Source organism: Streptomyces sp. NPDC107550 (assembly GCF_055639095.1).
This window is the reverse complement of sequence record NZ_JBVKBC010000009.1, coordinates 229,360-251,233: the sequence shown is the minus strand read 5'-3', so window position 1 is coordinate 251,233 and position 21,874 is coordinate 229,360. Positions and strand designations below refer to the sequence as shown.

The window sequence follows — 21,874 nt, the reverse complement described above, 5'->3', positions numbered from 1 at the left end:
ATCACAGTCACCTCACGAGGCGGGCGCCCGATATCCGGCACCACCGCCCTAGCTGACGGGTCGTCAGATCGGCGCTACCGTGAGCGCATGGAGACCACGGAGAGCGAAACCACCCACAACGCCCCGATATCCGATGACTTCCCGCGCATCATCTCCGTCGACGACCACACCGTCGAACCCCCGACCGTCTGGAGCGAGCGCCTGCCGCGGAAGTACGCCGACACCGGGCCGCGCGTCGTGCGGGCGCCGCTGAAGGAGATGACGTTCCTCGGCGGGAAGTTCGCGCCGGTCATGGGCGCCCCCGGCGACGACGGCCCGGTCGGCGACTGGTGGGTCTACGAGGACCTGCACCGCCCGCTGACCCGCCTCGACACCGCCGTCGGCTACGACCGGGACGAGATCCGCCTGGAGGTCATCACCTACGAGCAGATGCGGCCGGGGTCCTTCAGCGTCCCCGAGCGCCTCGCCGACATGGACGTCAACCACGTCCAGTCCGCCCTGTGCTTTCCCACCTTCCCGCGCTTCTGCGGCCAGACCTTCACCGAGGCCGCCGACCGGGAACTCGGGCTGCTCGGCGTCAAGGCGTACAACGACTGGATGGTGGAGGAGTGGTGCGGCCCCGACGCGGACGGTCGGCTCATCCCGCTCACCCTGATCCCGCTGTGGGACGCCGAACTGGCCGCCGCCGAGGTGCGCAGGAACGCGGCGCGCGGGGTGCGGGCGGTCGCGTTCTCCGAGATCCCGCCGCACCTCGGGCTGCCGTCGATCCACACGGACGCCTGGGACCCGTTCCTCGCGGCCTGCGACGAGACCGGGACCGTCATCGCCATGCACATCGGCAGCTCCAGCAGGATGCCCTCGACCTCGCCTGACGCGCCGCCCGCCGTCGGGTCCACCATCACCTTCGCCAACTGCTGCTTCTCGATGGTGGACTGGCTGATGAGCGGCAAGTTCGAGCGCTTCCCGAACCTGCGGATCATGTACGCGGAGGGCCAGATCGGCTGGATCCCCTACATCCTGGAGCGCGCCGACGTGGTGTGGGAGGAGAACCGGGGCTGGGGCGGGGTCGCCGACAAGGTCCGCAAGCGCCCCTCGGAGTACTTCGCCGACCACGTCTTCGGCTGCTTCTTCGACGACGCCTTCGGGCTGCGCAACCTCGACGCCATCGGGGTCGCCAACGTCCTGTACGAGACCGACTACCCGCACTCCGACTCCACCTGGCCGAAGTCCAAGGTGGTCGGGCAGGCGCAGATGGGGCATCTGGAGCCGGCCCTCGTGGAGCGGATCGTGCGCGGCAACGCCATCGACCTGCTCGGGCTCACCCCGGACGGGCTCTGGCGGCCGTGAGGCGGACGGGCTTCGGTGTCAGGGGCTCCTGTCTGCCGAGCCCTTGTCCGGGGGGCCTCTTGTCCGACGCGGCTCTTGTCTGACGGGGCGTCAGGTATCAGGATGGCCCGCGTCCACAGTTGACGGACCGTCAGACAGGGGTCAGGGCATGACGGCACTCGCGTACGGCATCCAGCTCCCGGTCCAGTCGCAGAGCACCCTGTACGCCGAGCCGTGGGAGGCGGGCGCGGGCCCGGAGGATCTGCTCGCCGTCGCCCGCGCCGCCGACCGCGGCGGCTTCGATTACGTGGCGTGCTGCGACCACGTCGCCATCCCGCGCCGCCTCGCCGACGCCATGTCCACCACCTGGTACGACCCGGTCGCCACGCTCGCCTACCTCGCCGCCGCCACCGAACGCGTCCGGCTGCTCAGCCACGTCGCCGTGCTCGGCCTGCGCCATCCGCTCGTCACCGCCAAGCAGTACGCGACCCTCGACCACCTCAGCGGCGGGCGGCTGATCCTCGGCGTCGGCGCCGGACACGTACCCGAGGAGTTCGCGGCGGTCGGCGCCGACTTCGAGCGGCGCGGCGCCGTCCTCGACGAGTCCATCGACGCGCTGCGCGCCGCGCTCGGCGAGGACGAGTTCCCCACGCACAAAGGGGAGTTCTACGCCTTCGAAGGGCTCGGCCAGCGCCCGCGGCCCGCCCAGGCGCGGGTGCCCGTGTGGGTCGGCGGCTCGTCCGCGCCCGCCGTGCGCCGCGCCGCACTCAAGGGCGACGGCTGGCTGCCGCAGGGCGACCCGCGCGACAAGCTGCCCGGCCAGATCGAGAAGGTGCGGCGGCTGCGCGCCGAGGCCGGGCTCGCCGGGCCGTTCACCTTTGGCGCCCTCACCGAACCGCTGTACGTGGGCGTGCCCGGCTGGGACGTGGGGCGGCGCACCGTGCACGGCTCGCCGGACGCCCTCGCCGCCTCGCTGCGCGCGTACGCACGGATGGGCGTGGACCAGATCCAGGTCCGCTTCCGCAGTCGCGGGCGGACCGAACTCGTGGACCAGATCGCCGCGTTCGCCGCCGACGTGGCACCCCGACTCACCTGAGGAGCAAGGGACATGGGCAAGCTGGACGGACGCGTCGTACTCATCACCGGGGCGGCGCGCGGGCAAGGGGAGCAGGAGGCGCGGCTGTTCGCCGCCGAGGGCGCGAAGGTCGTCGTCGCCGACGTGCTCGACGACCAGGGCGAGGCCGTCGCCAAGGACATCGGCGGCGCGCGCTACGTCCACCTCGACGTCAGCAGCGAGGAGGACTGGCAGGCGGCCGCCGACGCCGCCGTCGACGCCTTCGGGAAGATCGACGGGCTGGTCAACAACGCGGGCATCCTGCGCTTCAACGAGCTGACGGCGACCCCGCTGGAGGAGTTCCAGCAGATCGTGAACGTCAACCAGGTGGGCGCCTTCCTCGGCATCAAGACCGTCGCCCCGCGCATCGCGGAGGCGGGCGGCGGCTCCATCGTCAACACCGCGTCCTACACGGGCGTCACGGGCATGGCGTACGTGGGTGCCTACACCGCCACCAAGCACGCCATCGTGGGCCTGACCCGGGTCGCCGCGCTCGAACTCGCCGACAAGGGCATCCGGGTCAACGCCGTGTGCCCCGGCGCCATCGACACCGCCATGTCCAACCCGGCGCAGCTCGATCCGCAGGCGGACACCGAGGAGGCGGCGCGGGCGCTGGCGGAGCTGTACCGGGGGCTCGTGCCGCTCGGGCGGGTCGGGCGGCCGGAGGAGGTGGCGCGGCTCGCGCTGTTCCTCACGGCCGAGGAGGACTCCTCGTACATCACCGGGCAGCCGTTCGTCGTGGACGGGGGGTGGCTGGCGGGGGTGAGTGTGTTGTGAGCCGGGGGGCGGGGTCCGGTGGGATTCGGTGGGCTTCGGCGGGGCTTCGTCTAGCTGACGGTGCGTCAGGTATTGACGCGTGCGGGTGCCGGTGGAACAGTCTGGGCATACGATCTGACGGTTCGTCAGAAACTGATGAGGACGGTGAACCTCCTTGGAATTCGGGCTCTTTGTACAGGGATACGTGGGCAAGCAGGCGCTGACCGACCCGAGTGCCGAGCACCGCGCGCTCATGAACGAGACCGAGTACGTCATCCAGGCCGACAAGTCCGGCTTCAAGTACGCCTGGGCGTCCGAGCACCACTTCCTGGAGGAGTACTCGCACCTCTCCGCCAACGACGTCTTCCTCGGCTACCTCGCGCACGCCACCGAGCGCATCCACCTCGGCTCCGGCATCTTCAACCCCCTCGCGCAGGTCAACCACCCGGTCAAGGTCGCCGAGAAGGTCGCCATGCTCGACCATCTCAGCGAGGGGCGCTTCGAGTTCGGCAGCGGGCGCGGCGCAGGCTCCCACGAGATCCTCGGGTTCATACCCGGGGTGACCGACATGAACTACACCAAGGAGATCTGGGAAGAGACCATCGCCGAGTTCCCCAAGATGTGGCTCCAGGACGAGTACCAGGGGTTCGAGGGGAAGCACTGGTCGCTGCCGCCGCGCAAGATCTTTCCCAAGCCGTACGGGAAGTCGCACCCCGCCATGTGGTACGCGGCCGGGTCGCCGCCCTCGTACGCGATGGCCGCCCGCAAGGGGCTCGGGGTGCTCGGGTTCTCCGTGCAGAAGGTCTCCGACATGGAGTGGGTCCTTGAGCAGTACAAGACCGCCATCCAGGACGCCGAGCCCGTCGGGGACTTCGTCAACGACAACGTCATGGTGACGTCCACGGCGATCTGTGCGGAGACGCACGACAAGGCCGTCGACATCGCGGTCGGCGGGGGGCTGAACTATCTGCAGTCGCTGGTGTTCCGGTACCACGACACGTTTCCTCGGCCTGAGGGGATTCCGGAGTGGCCGGAGGTGCTGCCCGAGTACAACCGGGAGATCATCGAGCTGCTCATCGCCGAGGAGCTGATGATCTGCGGGGATCCCGGGGAGGTGCTTCAGCAGTGCCGGCGGTGGGAGCGGGCCGGGGCCGATCAGTTGTCCTTCGGACTGCCCATCGGGGTGTCGCATGAGGACACGTTGAATTCGATTCGGCTCATCGGGGAGCACGTGATTCCTGCGATCGATACGGATCCTGTGCATCGCACTACGCGGTTTCGGGGGGCCCGGGGGGTTTGAGTTCGGGGTGATGTGAGTGCGGGGTGTTTTTGGGTGCGGGGTGTTGGGCTCCACGCCACGGGGCTCCGCCCCGGAACCCCGCTCCTCAATCGCCGGAGGGGCTTGATCAGGGGCGCTGGGCTCGACGACTCGGGGCTCTGCCCCGGACCCCGCTCCTCAATCGCCGGAGGGGCTTGATTTGGGGGCTTGAGCAGGGAGGAATTGGGATGCTTGATCACCTTATTCTTGGGGTCAACGTTGTTGATGGGAGCGGGGGGCCCGGCTTTTTGGGGGACGTGGGGATTCGGGAGGGGCGGATCGCTGTCGTCGGGCCCGCGGGGAGCGTCACCGAAGCGGCGCGGACCCGGGAGGACGCCTCCGGGCTCGTGCTCGCTCCCGGGTTCGTCGATCCGCATACGCACTACGACGCGCAGTTGTTCTGGGACCCGTACGCCACCCCCTCCCTCAACCACGGCGTGACGACCGTCGCCGGCGGGAACTGCGGGTTCACGCTCGCCCCGCTGCATCCGGAGCGGCCCGAGGACGCCGACTACACGCGGCGCATGATGTCCAAGGTCGAGGGGATGTCGCTGGTCGCCCTTGAGGAAGGGGCGCCCTGGACGTGGAGTTCGTTCGGGGAGTACCTCGACGCCCTTGAGGGACGGATCGCCGTCAACGCCGGGTTCATGGTGGGGCACTGCGCGCTGCGGCGGTATGTGATGGGGCCCGATGCCGTGGGTGGGCAGCCTAGTGCGGAACAACTCCGTTCCATGGTCGCGCTTTTGAAGGAGGCCATGGTCGCCGGGGCCTGGGGGCTGTCCACCACGCAGTCCTCCACGCACTCCGACGGGGACGGCGAGCCCGTCGCCTCCCGGCACGCGCGGCCCGAGGAGCTGATCGCGCTGTGCGAGGCGGTCGGGGAGCACGAGGGGACGCAGATCGAGGCCATCGTCGCCGGGTGCCTCGACCAGTTCGGGGACGACGAGATCGATCTGCTCGTGGAGATGAGCGCCGCCGCCGGACGCCCCCTGAACTGGAACGTGCTCACCATCGACGCCGCCGTGCCCGAGCGCGTCCCACGGCAGCTCGTGCCGAGCGAGCGGGCCCGTGAGGCGGGCGGCCGGATCGTCGCGCTGACCATGCCCATCCTCACGCCCATGAACATGTCGCTCGGCACGTTCTGCGCCCTGAACCTCATCCCCGGCTGGGGCGAGATCCTGGCGCTTCCCGTGGACGAGCGGATCGCGAAGCTGCGCGACCCGGACGTGCGCGCCGAGATGCTGCGCCGCGCCGACAGCAAGGAAGCCGGCGTCTTCCGGCGGCTCGCCGACTTCGGCCGGTACGTCATCGGCGACACCTGGTCCGAGGCCAACGCCGGCCTGTCCGGGCGCGTCGTGCGCGACATCGCCGCCGAGCGCGGGCAGGAACCCTTCCAGTGCCTCGTCGAGATCTGCGCCAACGACCGGCTGCGGACCGTGCTGTGGCCCATGCCCACCGACAACGACCCCGACTCGTGGGCGCTGCGCGCCGAGACCTGGCAGCACGAGGACGTCCTCCTCGGCGGCTCCGACGCCGGCGCGCACCTGGACCGCATGTGCGGCGCCCCGTACACCACGCGGTTCCTCGGGGACTGTCTGCGCGGGCGGAAACTCGTCGGGCTCGAACAGGCCGTCAAGATGCTGACCGACGACCCGGCGCGGCTGTTCGGGCTGCGCGAGCGCGGGCGGATCGCGGAAGGCTGGCACGCCGACCTCGTCCTGTTCGACCCCGAGACCGTCGGCGCCGGACCCGCGACCCTCGTGCACGACCTGCCGGGCGACAGCCCCCGCCTCGACTCCAAGGCCCTCGGCGTCAAGGCCGTGTGGGTCAACGGCGTCGAGGCCATCCGCGACGACGTGGTCAGCGGTGCCGTACCCGGCCGGGTGCTGCGCTCGGGCCGTGACACCAGGACGGTGAGCACGAAGTGACCGACGGGCAGCGCCTGTTGATCGGCGGCGAGTGGGTCGAACCGGACGGCGGCCACTACGAGGTGACCGACCCCGCGAGCGAGGGCGTCGTCGGACTCGCCCCCGAGGCGTCCCGCGCCCAGGTCCACGACGCGGCACGGGCCGCAGCCGACGCCCTCGGCGCCTGGTCCAGGACCCGGCCCGAGGAGCGCGCCGCGATCCTCGACCGCGCCGCCGACCTCATGGGCCGGGACTTCGCCGCGCACGCCGAGATCGCGCAGGCCGAGAGCGGCGCCACCCTCTCCACCGCGCGGGGCATGCAGGTCGGCGTCGGCGTCGCCCGCTTCCGGCGGTACGCGCGCGGCGCCCTGGAGCCCGTCGAGCAGGCGCTGCCCCCGCAGATCAACGACGCCGGGCCGATGGGCCCCGCCGCCGTCCTCGGGGCGCTCGCCGTGCGCCGCCCGGTCGGCGTCGTGAGCTGCGTCACCTCGTACAACAACCCGTGGGCCAACCCGGCCGGCAAGATCGCGCCCGCGCTCGCCATGGGCAACACGGTCGTGGTCAAGCCCGCGCCGCAGGACCCGCTTTCGGTGTTCCGGATGGCGGCGGCGCTGACGGAGGCGGGCGCGCCGCCCGGTGTGGTGAACGTCGTCGCGGGCCGGTCCGTCGCCGTCGGGGAGGCGGCCGTGGACGCGCCCGAGGTCGACATGGTCTCCTTCACCGGCTCCACCGCCGTCGGGCAGCGGATCGGCGAGGTCTGCGGGCGGACCATGAAGCGCCAGCTCATGGAGTTGGGCGGCAAGGGCGCCGCCGTCGTCCTCGCGGACGCGGACCTGGACGCGGCCGTCGCCGGGATCGGCACGACCTTCGCCTTCTACAGCGGGCAGATCTGCACCGCGCCGACCCGCGCGCTCGTGCACCGGTCGGTGTACGACGCGTTCGTCACGAAGCTGGCCGCGTACGCCGGGATGCTGCCGGTGGGCGACCCGCGCGCGCGGGGGACCGTCGTCGGGCCCGTCATCTCCGCCGCGCACCGCGATCGCGTCGAGTCGTACGTGGAACTGGGCCGCAAGGAAGGCGCCACCGTCGTCGCGGGCGGGCGGCGGCCCGAGACGGAGCGCGGTTTCTATGTCGCGCCGACCGTCCTCGCGGACTGCACCAACGACATGCGGGTGGTGCGCGAGGAGATCTTCGGGCCCGTCGTCACCGTCGTGCCGTTCGGCGGGGCGGGCGCGGACGACGCCGGGGACGACGACGAGGCGGTCGCCCTCGCCAACGACTCGGAGTACGGGCTCATCGACTACGTGTGGTCCGGGGACGTCGCCCGCGCTTTCCGTGTCGCGCACCGGCTGCGGGCGGGCGGCGTCGGCGTGAACACGGTCGGGCGGAACATGGAGGCGCCGTTCGGCGGGTTCAAGCGGAGCGGGGTCGGCCGGGACGTCGGCTCGTACGCGCTGCACGCCTACAGCGAGCTTCAGTCGCTGGTCTGGCCGGGCTGAGGCAGGCCTGAGACCTCCCTCGGGCGAAGCCGGGCGAACCGGGTGGAAGCGGTCCGAGCCGGGCCCGGCCGCTCAGCGGAGTGACGCATTCCGCACGGGAAAATTTAGAATCCGTCCAAATCGGACCGCGCTGCGATTACCGAATACCGGACACCGCGCCCTTCGCCTTGCAAACTATGGGTGTAGCCTGCAATCGTCCCGCTGAGTCGAAAGTCGTTGTCCCGGATTGCCCATCGATTGCCAACCGGTGAAGTCCTGACGTATCCCGGAAGATGTGGAAACCGCAGGATTTAACGTCCTGTTCATGACTAGCCTGGACGCACGGCCCTCGACGGAGCGGGCCGCAGACACCACCGCCGGCAGCGGCGGCGGCAAGGGGCTCGGCGGGAACTCCGTGGGCCTGCTCGGCAGCGCCGTCATCGGCGTCTCCACCGTCGCTCCCGTCTACTGCCTGACCTCGACCCTCGGCTCCACCGCCGGGGAGGTCGGCCTCCAGATGCCGGCCGTCTTCCTCGCCGGTTTCCTGCCCATGCTCCTGGTCGCCTTCGCGTACCGGGAGCTGAACAAGGTGATGCCGGACTGCGGCACCTCGTTCACCTGGACCGTGAAGGCCTTCGGGCCGCGCGTCGGCTGGATGTGCGGCTGGGGCCTGGTGATCGCCACGATCATCGTCCTGTCCAACCTCGCGGGCGTGGCCACCTCGTACTTCTGGCTGCTCGCGGGCGAGATCACCGGCAGCGACTCGATCGCCGCGCTCGACGGCGACAAGGCCGTCCACATCCTGACCTGCCTGGCCCTGATCGCCGCCGCCACCGCCATCAGCTACCGGGGCATGACCGCCACCAAGGGCGTCCAGTACACGCTGGTCGGCCTCCAGCTCGTCGTGCTCGCCCTGTTCGTCGTGATGGCCGTCGCCAAGGCCGGCTCCGCCGACTTCGCCGCGACCTCCGTGCACTTCTCCTGGTCGTGGCTGAACCCGTTCTCGGTCAAGTCCTTCGGCGCGTTCACCGCCGGACTCTCCCTGTCGATCTTCATGTACTGGGGCTGGGACACCTGCCTGACCGCCAACGAGGAGACCATCGGCAGCGACAGGACGCCCGGCCGCGCCGCGCTCATCGCCATGGTCGTCCTCGTCGGCTCCTACCTCGCCACCGGCGTCGCCGCCCAGATGATCGTCGGCTCCGGCGGCAAGGGCCTCGGCCTCGCCAACCCCGAGACCTCCGACAACGTCTTCGCCGCGCTCGCCGGACCCGTCATGGGCCCCGCGCTCGGCGTGCTGCTGTTCCTCGCGGTCCTCGCCTCGGCGGCGGCCAGCCTCCAGACCACGTTCATCCCCGTCGCCCGCACGGTCCTCGCCATGTCCACGTACGAGGCGCTGCCCGCGTCCTACGCGCGCGTGCACCCCCGGTTCCGCACGCCGGGCCGGGCGACCGTCACCGCCGGTGTCGCCACCGCCGTCTTCTACACGGTCATGACGCTGGTCTCCGAGCACGTCCTCGTCGACACGATCTACGCCCTCGGCCTCATGATCTGCTTCTACTACGCGCTCACGGCCTTCGCCTGCGCCTGGTACTTCCGCGCCGAGCTGACCCGTTCCGTACGGGACCTCGCCTTCAAGGGGATCTTCCCGGTGCTCGGCGGCGTCCTGCTGTCCGCCGTCTTCGCCAAGACCCTCGTCGACATGTGGAACCCCGCCTACGGCAGCGGCTCCTCCGTCCTCGGCATCGGCTCCGTCTTCGTCATCGGGGTCGGGCTGCTGCTCCTCGGCGTCGTCATCATGCTCGTCATGAACCGCCGCAGCCCCGCCTTCTTCCGGGGCCGGACCCTCAACCGCGACACCGAGATCCTCGTCGTCGCGGAGTAGTCGCGCGGACGGCGGTTCACGCGCCCAGGAACACCGGGTTCGTGAACGCCCGCAGCGCCCCCGGCAGCTCCGGCACCCCCGGGGCGTGCCGGACCTCCGCCCGTACGTACGCCGCGTACGAGGGCGTCGTACGCCACGACAGGGCGCCCGCGCCCGACGCGGGGAGCGGGGGCGAGGTCAGGACGGTGCCCTCGTCGGTGACCAGGTGCAGCGTGCAGCCCGGCGCGCCCTCCACGGCGAGTTCCACGGTCACCGGCGCGTCCGTCGGGACCGCCAGCCGCTCCCCGATCCCGGCGGCCTCGCCCCGGCCGCCGCCCGCGGTGAACGTGACGTGCACGTCCTTGTCCTCCGCGACGTACGAGCGGCCCGCGCGCAGGCCGCGCAGGATCTCCGTACGGGACAGGTCGTCGGCCAGGACGACCGTCTGCGGGCCGCCCACCCGGTCCGGGTCGCGGTGCGCGTCGCTGTTGCCCATCGCCGGGAGCCAGCGGGCCGGGCGGCCGCGCCCGCGCGCGTGGGCGACGAGCGTGTTGTCCCACTCCTGGAGCGAGACCTCGTCGTCGGGCGTGTACGGGCCGTTCCACACCTCCACCGCGTCCGCCTCGCCGAAGCCGAACTTCCAGCCGCAGCCCACACAGGTCGCGTGCGGATGCGCCGGTACGACGAGGCCGCCCGTCCGCCGGATCTCGCCCGCGTACCGCGCCCAGCGGTTGTCGCGGGCCCGGTAGCGCCAGTCGACGAACGTGCCCGGGTCGGTGCCGAGCGCGAGGACGTGCCCGTTGCGCGTGGTGATCTCCTCGCCCAGCAGCACCAGCAGATCGTCGCCCGCCACGTCCGCCCAGTGCGCGTGGGAGGCGTGCGTGTTGTGGTCGGAGGTGTTGACGAAGTCCAGGCCCGCCGCCCGCGCCAGCGCGCCGATCTCCCGCGGGGTGCGCCGCCCGTCGGAGTACCAGGAGTGCAGATGGCAGTCGCCCCGGTACCAGGCGCGGCCCCGCCCCCGCGCCCGCTCCGGCGGATACACCGGGCGCGGCGCGCCGCCCGCCGCGCCGGACGTCAGCGTGACCGTCACCTCGTAGGGCAGGCCGCCGGGCGCCACCGTGTACGGGCCGAGCGCGATGTGCCAGGTCCCCGGGCGGACCGGGCCGGGGAGGTAGCCGGGGGCCGCGTCGTCGGCGCGGACGAAGAACTCGCTGCGCGCACCGCCCGACCAGCCCCGGAACCCGGCGCCGCCGAGCGCCGTGCCGCGCTCGTCGAACAGGCCGATGTCCAGCGCGTTGTCCGGCGTCCCGGCGGGCGTGCCGGCCTTGGCGTACGTATAGGCCACGCGTAGCTCGCGGATCCCGGCCGGCACCTCGACGGGCAGGTACACGAAGTCCGGTGAGCCCGGCGGCAGCGTGCCCTTCAGCGTGCGGGTGCGGACCCCGGACGCGTCGGCGGCGGCGAAGCGCACGGGGGCGAGGGTGAGCGCGGCGGCGGCCCCGGACGCGAACAACGCGCGTCTGCCGAAGCCGCCTTCACGGGGCGCGGTCGGAACGTCGTCGGTGCACATGGGCGGCTCCCCAGCTCGATGCGGCGGCGGTACGGGGCGGTCGGGTCCTCGGTCACGGTTCGGGGTCACGGTTCGCGGGTACGAGGCCGCGGTTCAGGGCGACCATGGCAGCAGGCCATGAACGCCCGCCCACGGCAAGGGGATCGGCGGATGACGGCCCCGCTCGGCCGGAAACCGCCGGTGAGGGGCCCGCTCCCGCCCGGCGCGGGAGCCCGGTCCGCTCGTATGCTCGATCCATGAGTGATCCGGACGCCGTACCCACGCCCCAGGCCGACCGTCCCACCGCCAACTCCATGCGCCGCGCGCTCAAGCGGGCCCGCGACGGAGTCGCCCTCGACGTCACCGAGGCCGCCGTGCTCCTCCAGGCGCGCGGCGACGACCTCACGGACCTGACCGCGTCCGCCGCCCGCGTCCGCGACGCGGGCCTCGAAGCCGCCGGGCGCCCAGGCGTGATCACGTACAGCAAGAGCGTGTTCGTGCCGCTGACCCGGCTGTGCCGCGACAAGTGCCACTACTGCACGTTCGTCACCGTCCCCGGCAAGCTGCGCCGCGCCGGACACGGCATGTTCCTGTCCCCGGACGAGGTACTGGACATCGCGCGCGAGGGCGCCGCGCTCGGCTGCAAGGAAGCCCTCATCACCCTCGGCGACAAGCCCGAGGACCGCTGGCCCGAGGCCCGCGAATGGCTCGACGCGCACGGCTACGACGACACCCTCGCCTATGTACGGGCCGTCTCCGTCCGCATCCTGGAGGAGACGGGCCTGCTGCCGCACCTGAACCCCGGGGTGCTGTCGTGGAGCGACTTCCAGCGGCTCAAGCCCGTCGCGCCCTCCATGGGCATGATGCTGGAGACGACCGCGACCCGCCTGTGGTCCGAACCGGGCGGCCCGCACTTCGGCTCCCCGGACAAGGAACCGGCCGTGCGGCTGCGGGTCCTGGAGGACGCGGGCCGCTCGTCGGTGCCGTTCACCTCGGGGCTGCTCATCGGCATCGGGGAGACGTACGAGGAGCGCGCCGACGCGCTGTTCGCGCTGCGCCGCGTGGCCCGCTCGTACCACGGCATCCAGGAACTGATCATCCAGAACTTCCGCGCCAAGCCGGACACGGCGATGCGCGGCATGCCGGACGCCGACCTCGACGACCTCGTCGCCACCGTCGCCGTCGCCCGGCACATCATGGGCCCGGCCGCCAACCTCCAGGCGCCGCCCAACCTCGTCGACGGCGAGTACGCGCGCCTGATCGGCGCCGGCATCGACGACTGGGGCGGTGTCTCCCCGGTCACCATCGACCACGTCAACCCGGAGAAGCCCTGGCCGGCCCTCGACGACCTGGCCCGGCACTCGGCGGCGGCCGGCTTCGAGCTGCGCGAACGGCTGTGCGTGTACCCGGAGTTCGTCACGCGCGGCGAGCCCTGGCTCGACCCCCGGCTGCTGCCGCACGTCACCGCGCTCGCCGACCCCGCCACCGGGCTCGCGGTGCCGGAGGCGCCGGTCGTCGGCCGCCCCTGGCAGGAGCCCGACGAGGGGTTCACCGCGACCGGCCGCACCGACCTGCACCGCACGATCGACACTGAGGGCCGCACCGGCGACCGCCGCGCCGACTTCGACGCCGTGTACGGCGACTGGGAGGCGCTGCGCGAGCAGGCGGCGCCCGGCATGGCGCCCGAGCGCATCGACGGCGACGTACGGGCCGCGCTGCGGCAGGCCGCCGACGACCCGACCCGGCTCACCGACGACGAGGCCCTCGCCCTGTTGCACGCCGACGGGCCCGCGCTCGACGCGCTGTGCGGCATCGCCGACGACATCCGCAAGGCGGCGGTCGGCGACGACGTCACGTACATCGTCACGCGGAACATCAACTTCACCAACGTCTGCTACACCGGCTGCCGCTTCTGCGCGTTCGCCCAGCGCCGCACCGACGCCGACGCCTACACCCTCTCCCTCGACCAGGTCGCGGACCGGGCGCAGCAGGCGTGGGAGGTCGGCGCCGTCGAGGTGTGCATGCAGGGCGGCATCCACCCCGACCTGCCCGGCACCGCGTACTTCGACATCGCGCGCGCCGTGAAGGAACGCGTGCCCGGCATGCACGTCCACGCCTTCTCCCCGATGGAGGTCGTCAACGGCGCGAGCCGCACCGGCCTGTCCGTGCGCGAGTGGCTGACGGCGGCGAAGGAGGCGGGCCTCGACTCGATCCCCGGCACGGCCGCCGAGATCCTCGACGACGAGGTCCGCTGGATCCTCACCAAGGGCAAACTGCCCGCCGCCACCTGGATCGAGGTCGTCAAGACGGCCCACGAACTGGGCCTGCGCTCCTCGTCCACGATGATGTACGGGCATGTGGACCAGCCCCGCCACTGGCTCGGGCACCTGCGCACGCTGGCCGCGATCCAGCAGGAGACCGGCGGCTTCACGGAGTTCGTGACGCTGCCCTTCATCCACACCAACGCGCCGGTCTACCTCGCCGGCATCGCCCGCCCCGGCCCCACCACCCGCGACAACCGCGCGGTCACGGCGATGGCCCGCGTCCTGCTCCACCCGCACATCCGCAACATCCAGACGAGCTGGGTCAAGCTCGGCACCGAGGGCGCCGCCGAGATGCTGCGCTCCGGCGCGAACGATCTGGGCGGCACGCTCATGGAGGAGACCATCTCCCGGATGGCGGGCTCGTCCTACGGCTCGTACAAGTCGGTCAAGGACCTGATCGCCGTCGCGGACGCGGCCGGCCGCCCGGCCCGCCCCCGTACGACGCTGTACGGGGAGGTGCCGGCGGAGCGGGTGGCCGCCGCCCGCGCCTCCGACGGCCACCTCCCGGAACTCCTTCCCGTCCTGGAGAACTGAGCCGGCACCTATCCGAGCAGCAACGCCCTTCGCAGCGTACGGAGTTGACGTGACGTCAGGCCGAGTGCCTGGCGTTCGTACACGCGGAACGAGCCGTAGCGGGCGCCGAGTTCGGCGTAGCCCGCGTCGAGGTAGTCGTCGCGGACGTCGAGGAGCGGACGGTAGACGGCCGCCCGCTCCGGGGGCAGCGAGGCGAGGACACGGGCGTTGGCCTCGGCGCGGTAGGTGTTGGAGGCGAGGTAGTCGGCGCGGACCGTGGCGGGCGGGACGCCGAGCGCGGTGAGCAGCGCGACGGCGGCCCAGCCCGTACGGTCCTTGCCGGCCGTGCAGTGGAAGAGGACACCGCCGCGCGGCGCGAGGGCGGCGAGCGAGGCGTAGGCCCGGCGGGCGGGGGCGCCGGAGACCATGAACCGCTCGGCGTCCCGCATCAGCGCCTCGGCCGCGCCGGCGCCGGTGGGCATCGTGTGGAAGAGGCCGGAGTCGCCGAAGACGTCCGCGACGGTGTACGTGATGCCGGGCGGGAGGCGGTCGGGGGCGGCGGCGCGTTCGCCCGCGTCGCGCAGGTCGACGGCGGTGGTGATGCCGAGGCGGCGCAGTTTCGCCTGGTCGGCGGGGGTCAGCCGGTCGAGCGAGTCGGAACGGTAGAGGGCGCCCATGCGGACCCAGCGGCCGTCGCGGGTGCGGTAGCCGCCGGCGTCGCGGAGGTTGTCGGTGCCGGTGAGGCGGATCAGGCGGTCGGCCAGGCGCAGGGAGCCGCCGTGGTCGGGCACGAGGCCGAACCACTGCCGGTCCGCGTCCGCGGGCAGCCCGGTGAGGGTGACGGTGCCGGTGGGGCCGCCCCGGGCGAGCGTGCGGCCGTCCGCGGTCACGGCGACGTGCCGGGTGCCGGGGGCGCGCCAGCGGATCGTGTACGTGCCCGGGGTGGGCGCGGCGGTGACGGTGGCTTCCGTGAACGGGATGCGGGGGGCGGCGCGGGTGTGGTGGGGTGCTGCCACGGCCGCGGGGGCGGCGGTGCCCGTCAGGGCGGTGAGGGCGGTGGCGAGGGCGGCCGCCGCCGCGAGCGGGAGGCGGAGGCGGCGTGGACGGTTCGGGGGACGTATACGGCTTGCGGGACGTATGTCGGGCGTCACCTGGCGACCCTTTCCGGTGAAACGGTCAGTAATGGTCGGATGCGTTCCGAAGTGCGCCTCTGGGGATCTTGTGAGGATCCGAAGAGGTAACGGAGAAGTAGCAGCGCGGGCTACAAGGCGACAGGTCCGGTCGTCTACAGTTCCCGCTGAGCGGGAGGAGTGAGGAGAGGCATGAACACGGCCTCCGGCGCCGCGGCCGTCTGGGGCCGGGCCGAGCAGCAGGACTTCCGCAGCCGGGTGCGTGGCACCCTGTTGGGCGGCGCGCTCGGTGACACCCTCGGGGCCCCGCTCGACCTCACCTCCGACAAGGACGCCCCGCCCGCCGCCTCCGCCGAGCTGGTCCTCGGCACCGCGTACGGGCGCACCGGCGCGATCACCGCCGCCACCCAGCTCTCCCTGTTCACCGTGGACGGGCTCATCCGCGCCCAGGTCCGCCGCGACACCGGCGCCTGGCATCCGCCGACCGACGTGCACCGCGCGTACCTGCGCTGGATCGCCACGCAGCGGGACTGGGGGCCCGACGAGCGGCGCAAGGAGGACGGCTGGCTCGCCCGCGAGGAGTGGCTGTACTCCCGGCGCGGAGCCCCCGCGGCCTGTCTGCTCGGGCTCGGCAACGACGTCATGGGCACCCTGGACCGGCCCAAGAACCCCGACGAGAAGGGCGCCGACGCGGCCGCCCGCTCCGCGCCGTTCGGACTCCTCGTCGGCTGGGAGCCGCAGCTCGTGCTCCAGCTCGCCGTCGAGTGCGCCGTCCATACGCACGGGGCGCCGGAGGCGTATCTGAGCGCCGGGGCGTACGCGGTCCTCGTCCACGCGCTGGCGCGGGGCGACTCCCTGGACACGGCCGTGCAGAAGGCGCTGGCGCTGCTCGCCGTCCGCCCCGGGCACCAGGCCGTCACGGACGCGTTGCAGCAGGCGCTCGGCGGGGTGCGGCAGGGGCTGCCCGGGGCGGCGCGGGTCGAGGAACTCCTCGGGGAGGGCGAGGCGCCGGGGGTGCTGGCGGCGGCGGTGTACTGCGCGCTGGTCGGCGAGGACATCCGGCACGGGCTGGGGCTCGCCGTGCGGCACGGGGGGCCTTCGGCGCTGGTGGGGGCGTTGTGCGGGGGGTTGTTGGGGGCGGTGCACGGGGAGACGGCGTTGCCTCCGGCGTGGGTGGTGGAGCTTGAGGGGCGGGCGACGGTGCTTGAACTGGCGGATGATTTCGCCATGGAGATGACGCAGGGGGCGGCCCTGCACAACCCGGCTACGCCGGCGTCAGCGGCGTGGCTCTCCCGGTATCCCCGAGCTTGAGGTTCCCCTGGGGCGGGTTTGTGCTGCGGGGGTTGGCCGGGCGCCGGGGCTGTAGGGGGGTACCTCGCCTGCGGGTGGGTGGTGGGCTGGTCGCGCAGTTCCCCGCGCCCCTGGGGGGTGGGGCTGCCCGTGGTTCGTTGTCTGACGGTGGGTGGGGCTTCTCGCGCAGTTCCCCGCGCCCCTTCGGTGCGCACTTCGTGCGCTACCTCCATCGGGGGAGGGTGCGGCGAAGCCGCCCCTCCAGGGGCGCGGGGAACTGCGCGAGCGGCCACGACGAGAGTCGGAGGGTGTCCACCGGCGGGAGCCACCGGAGGATCGGACTCGGGTCACCTCATTAGTTCGCCCGCGTTCACCAAGAGTTGTTGGCCGGTGATCGCGCGGGCGCGGGGGGACGCGAAGAAGATGGCCGCGTCGGCGACGTCCCCGTCCGTCGCCAGCTCCGGCAACGCCATCCGCGAGGTGAGCCGCGCCAGCACCTCCCCCTCCGACACCCCCTCCGCATCCGCGGAGAACCGCACGAACGCCCGCACCGGCGGCCCCCACATCCACCCCGGCAACACGGTGTTGACCCGTATCCGATACGGCCCGAGCTCCCGCGCCAGCGAGTACATCGCACTGGTCAGCGCCCCTTTGGACGCCGCGTACGCGGCCTGCTGCACCTGCGTCGGCGCGGCGACGGCCGACTGCGTGCCGATGATGACGACCGACCCGCCCCCGCGCTCCTTGAGGGCGGGCAGAGCGGCCCGCGTCATCCGCAGCGTGCCGAGCAGGTTCACGTCGAGCACGGAGCGCCACGTGCCGAAGTCCGCGTCCTCAAGCCCCCCGAAGTAGCTGTCCCACGCGGCGACATGGACCACCGCGTCGACCCCGCCGAACCGCTTTCTGGCCAGCGCCACGAGCGCCCCGCACTGCTCCTCGTCGCCGATGTCGGTGGAGCGGTACGCGGTCCGGCCGCCGCCGGGGTCGAGTTCGGCGGCGGCCTTGGCGAGCTGCGCCTCGGTCCGCGCCCCGAGCACCGCGTTGCCCCCGTCGCGCAGCACGGCCGCCGCGACCTGGTACCCGAGCCCGGCGCCCACCCCGGAGACGATCACGGTCTTGTCGGCGAGCAGTTCACCCTGGCTCATCGGACGCCTCCCGGCACTGGCCTTCTGTCTGACGGGGCGTCAGAGTATGGGCCTCGGACGGAGGTTGGAAGAGGCGGAGTCGGAAGAGGCAGGTTCGGCAGAGGCAGGGAAGGGACGGTACGGATGGACACACACAGCGAGACGTACGCGGAACTGGCGGCGGTCGGCCCCTACGGCGTACGCCCCGGGCACGCCCTGATCACCATGGTGGAACCGCACCCGGGGCACGAGTACGCGTACAACCGCTGGTACGAGGACGATCACTACTACGCCGGCGCGATGGCCATGCCGTGGATGTTCGCCGGGCGCCGCTGGGTCGCCACCCGCGATCTCCAACTGCTGCGCCTGCCCGAGAAGTCGGCGGTCGCCGAGCCCGTCACCGCGGGCTGCTACCTGTCCACGTACTGGGTCACCGAGGGCCGCTACGACGAGCACATGAAGTGGACCGTCGGCATCAACAAGCGGCTCAACCGCGACGGCCGCGTCCATCAGAACCGTACGCACGTCTTCACCGCGTTCCAGGACCACGAGGCGACCGTCTACCGCGACGGCGCGTCCGGACCCCGCGACTTCCACGCCCTCGACCACCCGTACGCGGGCCTGGTCCTCGAGGTGATCGACGTGGCGGAGCCGGAGCGGCGCCCGGACCTGCTGGAGTGGCTGTGCGCGCGGCGCCTGCCGCGGGCGCTCGCCGGATCGCCGGCCGCGATGGTCACGGTGTTCCGCCCGACACCGCTGCCGGGGGACCGGATGACGTACGTGAAGCAGGTCGAGGGCGTCGACACGCGGCTGACGCTGCTGTGGTTCCTGGAGGCGGATCCCCGGGCCTGTTGGCAGGAGCACTTCGCGGGCCTCGGGGAGCAGGTCGCGCAGGCCGGGTTCGGGGCGCGTACGGAGTTGCTGGCGCCGTTCGTGCCGACCGTGCCGGGCACCGACCGGTACGTGGATCAGCTTCGCTGACGCGGGGAGGGGCGCGGGGAGGGACGCGGGGAGAAAAGGCCGAGCCCCCTCGGCCAGGACGGCGAACCGGTCGAGAGGGCTCCTTCAGTGGTGCTCTGTGGTGCTAAGTGGTGCATATGTGGTTGTTGTGCCGTTCTGCGCTCAGATGGAACCCGTGCTGACCTTGTGCACGAACGCGTTCCACGAGGCGGGGGTGAAGCCGATGGAGGGGCCTTCCGTGACCTTCGAGTCCCGTACCGCGATGGCGTGCACGACGGGGGACTTGACCTCGACGCACGCGCCGTTGCCCGTGGAATACGAGGACTTGGTCCAGGAATTCGTGGCGCCCTGCTGAATAGCCATGTCTGCTCCGGTTTTGCCAGTGGTCGAATTGCATCCCCGCCTGGAGGCCCAGAGCGGTTCTCGCCAACGGTGCTGTCTTGATGGCGTGATCGACGCTACTCGCCAACTGGCGGCCGTGAAGCGGCCATTCACCCGACCGGATGGCATATTCCATGGGGGTCTTCCGTTTCTCCGAGGTGAGGGTGTACCGTGCGGCGCTTTTGCCTCGGAGGCGGGAAATCCGGTGCGGAACCAGGGATTCCGGAAAACGTCCGGAGATCGCCCGGAGATCGTCAGGGGGCGTAGGTCTTGGCGATCTCGGAGATGAAGTGTCGGGATTGTTCCACATTCAGCGCCTGTGCCCGCAGATGCTCGTACATGACGCTGTACTTGCCCACGTCGTTGGCCTTCTCCAGATAGAGGTCGCTGGTGACGCCCTCGATGTAGACCACGCTGGAATCCGCCGCGTCGGGGAACTCCAGGATCGCGTACTGCCCGTTCAGTCCGGGGTGCGCGCCCATGTGGAACGGGATCACCTGGACCGTCACGTGCGGGAGCTGCGACTGCTCCACCAGGTGCTCCAACTGCTCGCGCATGATGTCCTTGCTGCCCACCACCCGGTGCAGCGCGGCCTCGTCGAGCACGGTCCACAGCCGCAGCGGGTTCTCCGGCGCCTGGATGCGCTCCTGGCGGCGCATACGCACCTGCACACGCTTCTCGATGTCCTGCTGCGTCGTCTCCGGCAGCGCGCCGTGGATCAGCGCCTCCGCGTAGCCGCGCGTCTGGAGCAGCCCCGGCACGACCTGCGGATCGTAGACGCGCAGCGACGCCGCGTCCGTCTCCAGACCGATGTACACGCTGTACGGGATGTCGCCGAAGGAGTGCCACCAGCCCTGCTGCCTGCTGTCCTTGGCCATCTGCATAAGCGAGTCGACGATCCGGTGGTCCTCCACCTCGTAGACCCCGCACAGGTCGCGGACGTCGCGCTGGCTGATGCTGCGCCGCCCGTTCTCCAAGCGGCTGATCTTCGACTGGGAGACCAGAAGGCGCTCGGCGACCTCCTCGGCCGTCATGCCCTTGAGCTCGCGGAGCCGGCGCAGCTCCTGGCCCAACCGGCGTCGCCTGACAGTGGGATTGACGTTGGACGCCACGGGACGTGCACCTCCGGCTACGTGCATTTTCTTGTTCTGCCGCGGCGCGCCGCGGCCCCTGCGTATCTGCTGTTGAGCAGATTGCCACTCCGGTGCGGCCCAGCGCTGGCAAACGGCGGATATACGTGCGATACGCAGCGCAAACGCCGACGCGCGGGGCGGGACCGCGGCCGTCGTCCGGCCGTACGGTCCCGCCCCGCGCGCTGTCGCGGCTCCCGGACCGGGTCTGGGGACTGCGGTGCGGGTGGTGCGGGTGGTGCTTGTGGTGCTCGTCTTGCCTGTGGTGCGGGTCGTGGTTGTGGTGCCGGTGTCCGTCGGGCGCCGGCTAGTGGGCCACGGCCCTGGCCATCTGGCCGCGGTGCGGCTGCATCGGTACGCCCCTGGCCGGCTCCGGCGCGCCTCGGCCCGCCGGGGCGGCGGGCGAACGGCGTGGCTGCGCGGCCACCCCGTTCTGGACGTCCATCACGGCGTGCGCCACGAGTCCGCCCATCGGGTCGTGCCGGATCAGGTCCCGCAGCCGGGAACGCGACGAGCGGCCCTCGTTGCCCGGGTACAGGTGCTTGCCGAGACCGACCGCGTGGGCCAGTGCGGCGAGCGCCGCGGTCCGGGGGTCCGGTGGGACCCCGGTGCGGATCGCGCTGTCCAGCCGGGCCCTGATCTCCCGGCTGATCGCCGTGTCCGTCGCCTGGTAGCGAGTCGTCGGCAGCACCCCGCACATCTGGCCGGCCACGGCATGCACCATGCCGCACCTCTCCAGATGCGAGAGGTAGGTCTGGCGGAGCCCCAGCCGGGGTCCGCCGATCCAGTGGACCGCCCGTACGGGAGCGCCACGCCTTCGCAGCAACTCCAGTGCGCAGTCCAGTGTCGGATCTCCAGTCGGCCGTGGCACCACCACGGCGATACGATCCCCGTCTGGGGCTATCCGTCCGGCCAGCGCCAGCTCCACTAGCTGTGCACCGGCCAGACCGAGGTCGAGCGACTGCGGCTGCGCTGTGGTACCCGTGGCCGGGTCCAGAGCGAGCAGCAGAAGCTCCTCCGGAAGTGTTCTGCGGCTCCTGCCCATCCATGCCTCCCCGCGTGGATGTCTGACAGGGTGACCCCTCTCACATTGGTCTGTCGAGAGCGCGTGGGGGCTTTGGGAGGGAACCGGTAGGTATGTCGTTCTCGTCTACCACGGGGGCCGAGGGGTCCACACAGGACACTGGTAGATGGTTCGGACAGCACCGGCTGTACGGCACAGTGGTTTTTCAGCGGTTGAGCGGTTGAGCGGTCGAGGAGGCATCGGTGGCGGGGACCCCCGACAGGTCGGACAAGCGGAAGGCGTCGGGCGGACCGGCACCCCAGGAGGGGGATCCGCGGGTCGCCATGACCTCCGGTACGGGTGCCTCCGGCTCGGGTACGGAGTCTGAGGCTCAGGGCGCCTTGGGTGCGGGGGCGGCGCCTGAGGGGGCGCGGGACGAGCGGCTTCGGGCTGCCGTCGCGGCCTGGGTCGCCGGGGGTGAGGGTTCTGGTGACGCCGGGGGCGACGCCGGTTCCCCGCCCACCCGCCCAAAAAAGGGCACGGGGGGCTCCGCCCCCCAGCCCCCCCGGGAGGGTGAGGATGAGCCCCGGGGGGCTGGGACCAGCCCCGACGAGCCCGTTGCGGACGGCGGCGATGACGAGCCTGCCGGTGACGCGGCCGGCGATGAGCCCGTTGCCTCCGAGGGCGCGGACAAGCCTGCCGAGGAT

Annotated in this window: 16 protein-coding genes; 10 read left to right on the top strand and 6 right to left on the bottom strand. The window is 71.9% G+C overall.

The window, feature by feature from the left end:
• Positions 1-87: 87 nt before the first annotated feature.
• From ACZ7LY_RS15940 to ACZ7LY_RS15910, 7 genes are all read left to right on the top strand, one after another.
• Positions 88-1,347, top strand: a complete 1,260-nt coding sequence (locus tag ACZ7LY_RS15940; protein WP_471625167.1) for an amidohydrolase family protein — start codon at positions 88-90, stop codon at positions 1,345-1,347.
• A gap of 148 nt (positions 1,348-1,495) precedes the next feature.
• Positions 1,496-2,422, top strand: a complete 927-nt coding sequence (locus tag ACZ7LY_RS15935; RefSeq protein ID WP_471625166.1) for a TIGR03619 family F420-dependent LLM class oxidoreductase — start codon at positions 1,496-1,498, stop codon at positions 2,420-2,422.
• A 12-nt stretch (positions 2,423-2,434) separates the two neighbouring features.
• Positions 2,435-3,217 (top strand): SDR family NAD(P)-dependent oxidoreductase, encoded by a 783-nt coding sequence (locus ACZ7LY_RS15930; protein ID WP_471625165.1) that lies wholly within the window; start codon positions 2,435-2,437, stop codon positions 3,215-3,217.
• A 154-nt stretch (positions 3,218-3,371) separates the two neighbouring features.
• Positions 3,372-4,496, top strand: coding sequence for an LLM class flavin-dependent oxidoreductase (locus tag ACZ7LY_RS15925; protein WP_471625164.1), 1,125 nt, complete (start codon positions 3,372-3,374; stop codon positions 4,494-4,496).
• A gap of 206 nt (positions 4,497-4,702) precedes the next feature.
• Positions 4,703-6,442 (top strand): N-acyl-D-amino-acid deacylase family protein, encoded by a 1,740-nt coding sequence (locus ACZ7LY_RS15920; protein ID WP_471625163.1) that lies wholly within the window; start codon positions 4,703-4,705, stop codon positions 6,440-6,442.
• Positions 6,439-7,920: an aldehyde dehydrogenase family protein gene (locus ACZ7LY_RS15915; RefSeq protein ID WP_471625162.1), complete on the top strand. Its 1,482-nt coding sequence runs from the start codon at positions 6,439-6,441 to the stop codon at positions 7,918-7,920. The genes ACZ7LY_RS15920 and ACZ7LY_RS15915 overlap by 4 nt, the downstream gene beginning before the upstream one ends.
• A gap of 304 nt (positions 7,921-8,224) precedes the next feature.
• Positions 8,225-9,784, top strand: coding sequence for an APC family permease (locus ACZ7LY_RS15910; protein WP_471625161.1), 1,560 nt, complete (start codon positions 8,225-8,227; stop codon positions 9,782-9,784).
• A 16-nt stretch (positions 9,785-9,800) separates the two neighbouring features.
• Here ACZ7LY_RS15910 and ACZ7LY_RS15905 read toward each other — a convergent pair whose 3' ends face one another.
• Positions 9,801-11,333, bottom strand: coding sequence for a CehA/McbA family metallohydrolase (locus tag ACZ7LY_RS15905; protein WP_471625160.1), 1,533 nt, complete (start codon positions 11,331-11,333; stop codon positions 9,801-9,803).
• 236 nt (positions 11,334-11,569) lie between these two features.
• Between ACZ7LY_RS15905 and ACZ7LY_RS15900 the strand changes: the two genes are divergently transcribed.
• Positions 11,570-14,170, top strand: a complete 2,601-nt coding sequence (locus tag ACZ7LY_RS15900) for a bifunctional FO biosynthesis protein CofGH (protein WP_471625159.1) — start codon at positions 11,570-11,572, stop codon at positions 14,168-14,170.
• Positions 14,171-14,178: 8 nt separating this feature from the next.
• Here the strand turns inward: ACZ7LY_RS15900 and ACZ7LY_RS15895 are convergent, their stop codons facing one another.
• Complete coding sequence (locus tag ACZ7LY_RS15895) at positions 14,179-15,300, bottom strand: tyrosine-protein phosphatase (RefSeq protein WP_471625158.1); 1,122 nt, start codon at positions 15,298-15,300, stop codon at positions 14,179-14,181.
• Between the two features lie 171 nt (positions 15,301-15,471).
• Between ACZ7LY_RS15895 and ACZ7LY_RS15890 the strand changes: the two genes are divergently transcribed.
• Complete coding sequence (locus tag ACZ7LY_RS15890; RefSeq protein WP_471625157.1) at positions 15,472-16,590, top strand: ADP-ribosylglycohydrolase family protein; 1,119 nt, start codon at positions 15,472-15,474, stop codon at positions 16,588-16,590.
• A gap of 326 nt (positions 16,591-16,916) precedes the next feature.
• On the opposite strand, the gene ACZ7LY_RS15885 is transcribed toward ACZ7LY_RS15890, so the two are convergent.
• Positions 16,917-17,714, bottom strand: coding sequence for an SDR family oxidoreductase (locus ACZ7LY_RS15885; RefSeq protein ID WP_471625156.1), 798 nt, complete (start codon positions 17,712-17,714; stop codon positions 16,917-16,919).
• A 123-nt stretch (positions 17,715-17,837) separates the two neighbouring features.
• Here ACZ7LY_RS15885 and ACZ7LY_RS15880 point away from each other — a divergent pair, with 123 nt between their 5' ends.
• Positions 17,838-18,674 carry a hypothetical protein gene (locus ACZ7LY_RS15880; RefSeq protein WP_471625155.1) on the top strand — a complete coding sequence of 279 codons (837 nt, stop codon included), beginning with the start codon at positions 17,838-17,840 and terminating at the stop codon, positions 18,672-18,674.
• Between the two features lie 141 nt (positions 18,675-18,815).
• Here ACZ7LY_RS15880 and ACZ7LY_RS15875 read toward each other — a convergent pair whose 3' ends face one another.
• The 3 genes from ACZ7LY_RS15875 to ACZ7LY_RS15865 all read right to left on the bottom strand — a co-directional run bounded on the left by ACZ7LY_RS15875 (position 18,816) and on the right by ACZ7LY_RS15865 (position 21,209).
• Positions 18,816-19,016, bottom strand: a complete 201-nt coding sequence (locus ACZ7LY_RS15875) for a DUF397 domain-containing protein (RefSeq protein ID WP_471625154.1) — start codon at positions 19,014-19,016, stop codon at positions 18,816-18,818.
• Between the two features lie 272 nt (positions 19,017-19,288).
• Positions 19,289-20,146: a helix-turn-helix domain-containing protein gene (locus ACZ7LY_RS15870; RefSeq protein WP_471625153.1), complete on the bottom strand. Its 858-nt coding sequence runs from the start codon at positions 20,144-20,146 to the stop codon at positions 19,289-19,291.
• Positions 20,147-20,471: 325 nt separating this feature from the next.
• Complete coding sequence (locus ACZ7LY_RS15865) at positions 20,472-21,209, bottom strand: GOLPH3/VPS74 family protein (protein WP_471625152.1); 738 nt, start codon at positions 21,207-21,209, stop codon at positions 20,472-20,474.
• Positions 21,210-21,874 lie beyond the last annotated feature (665 nt).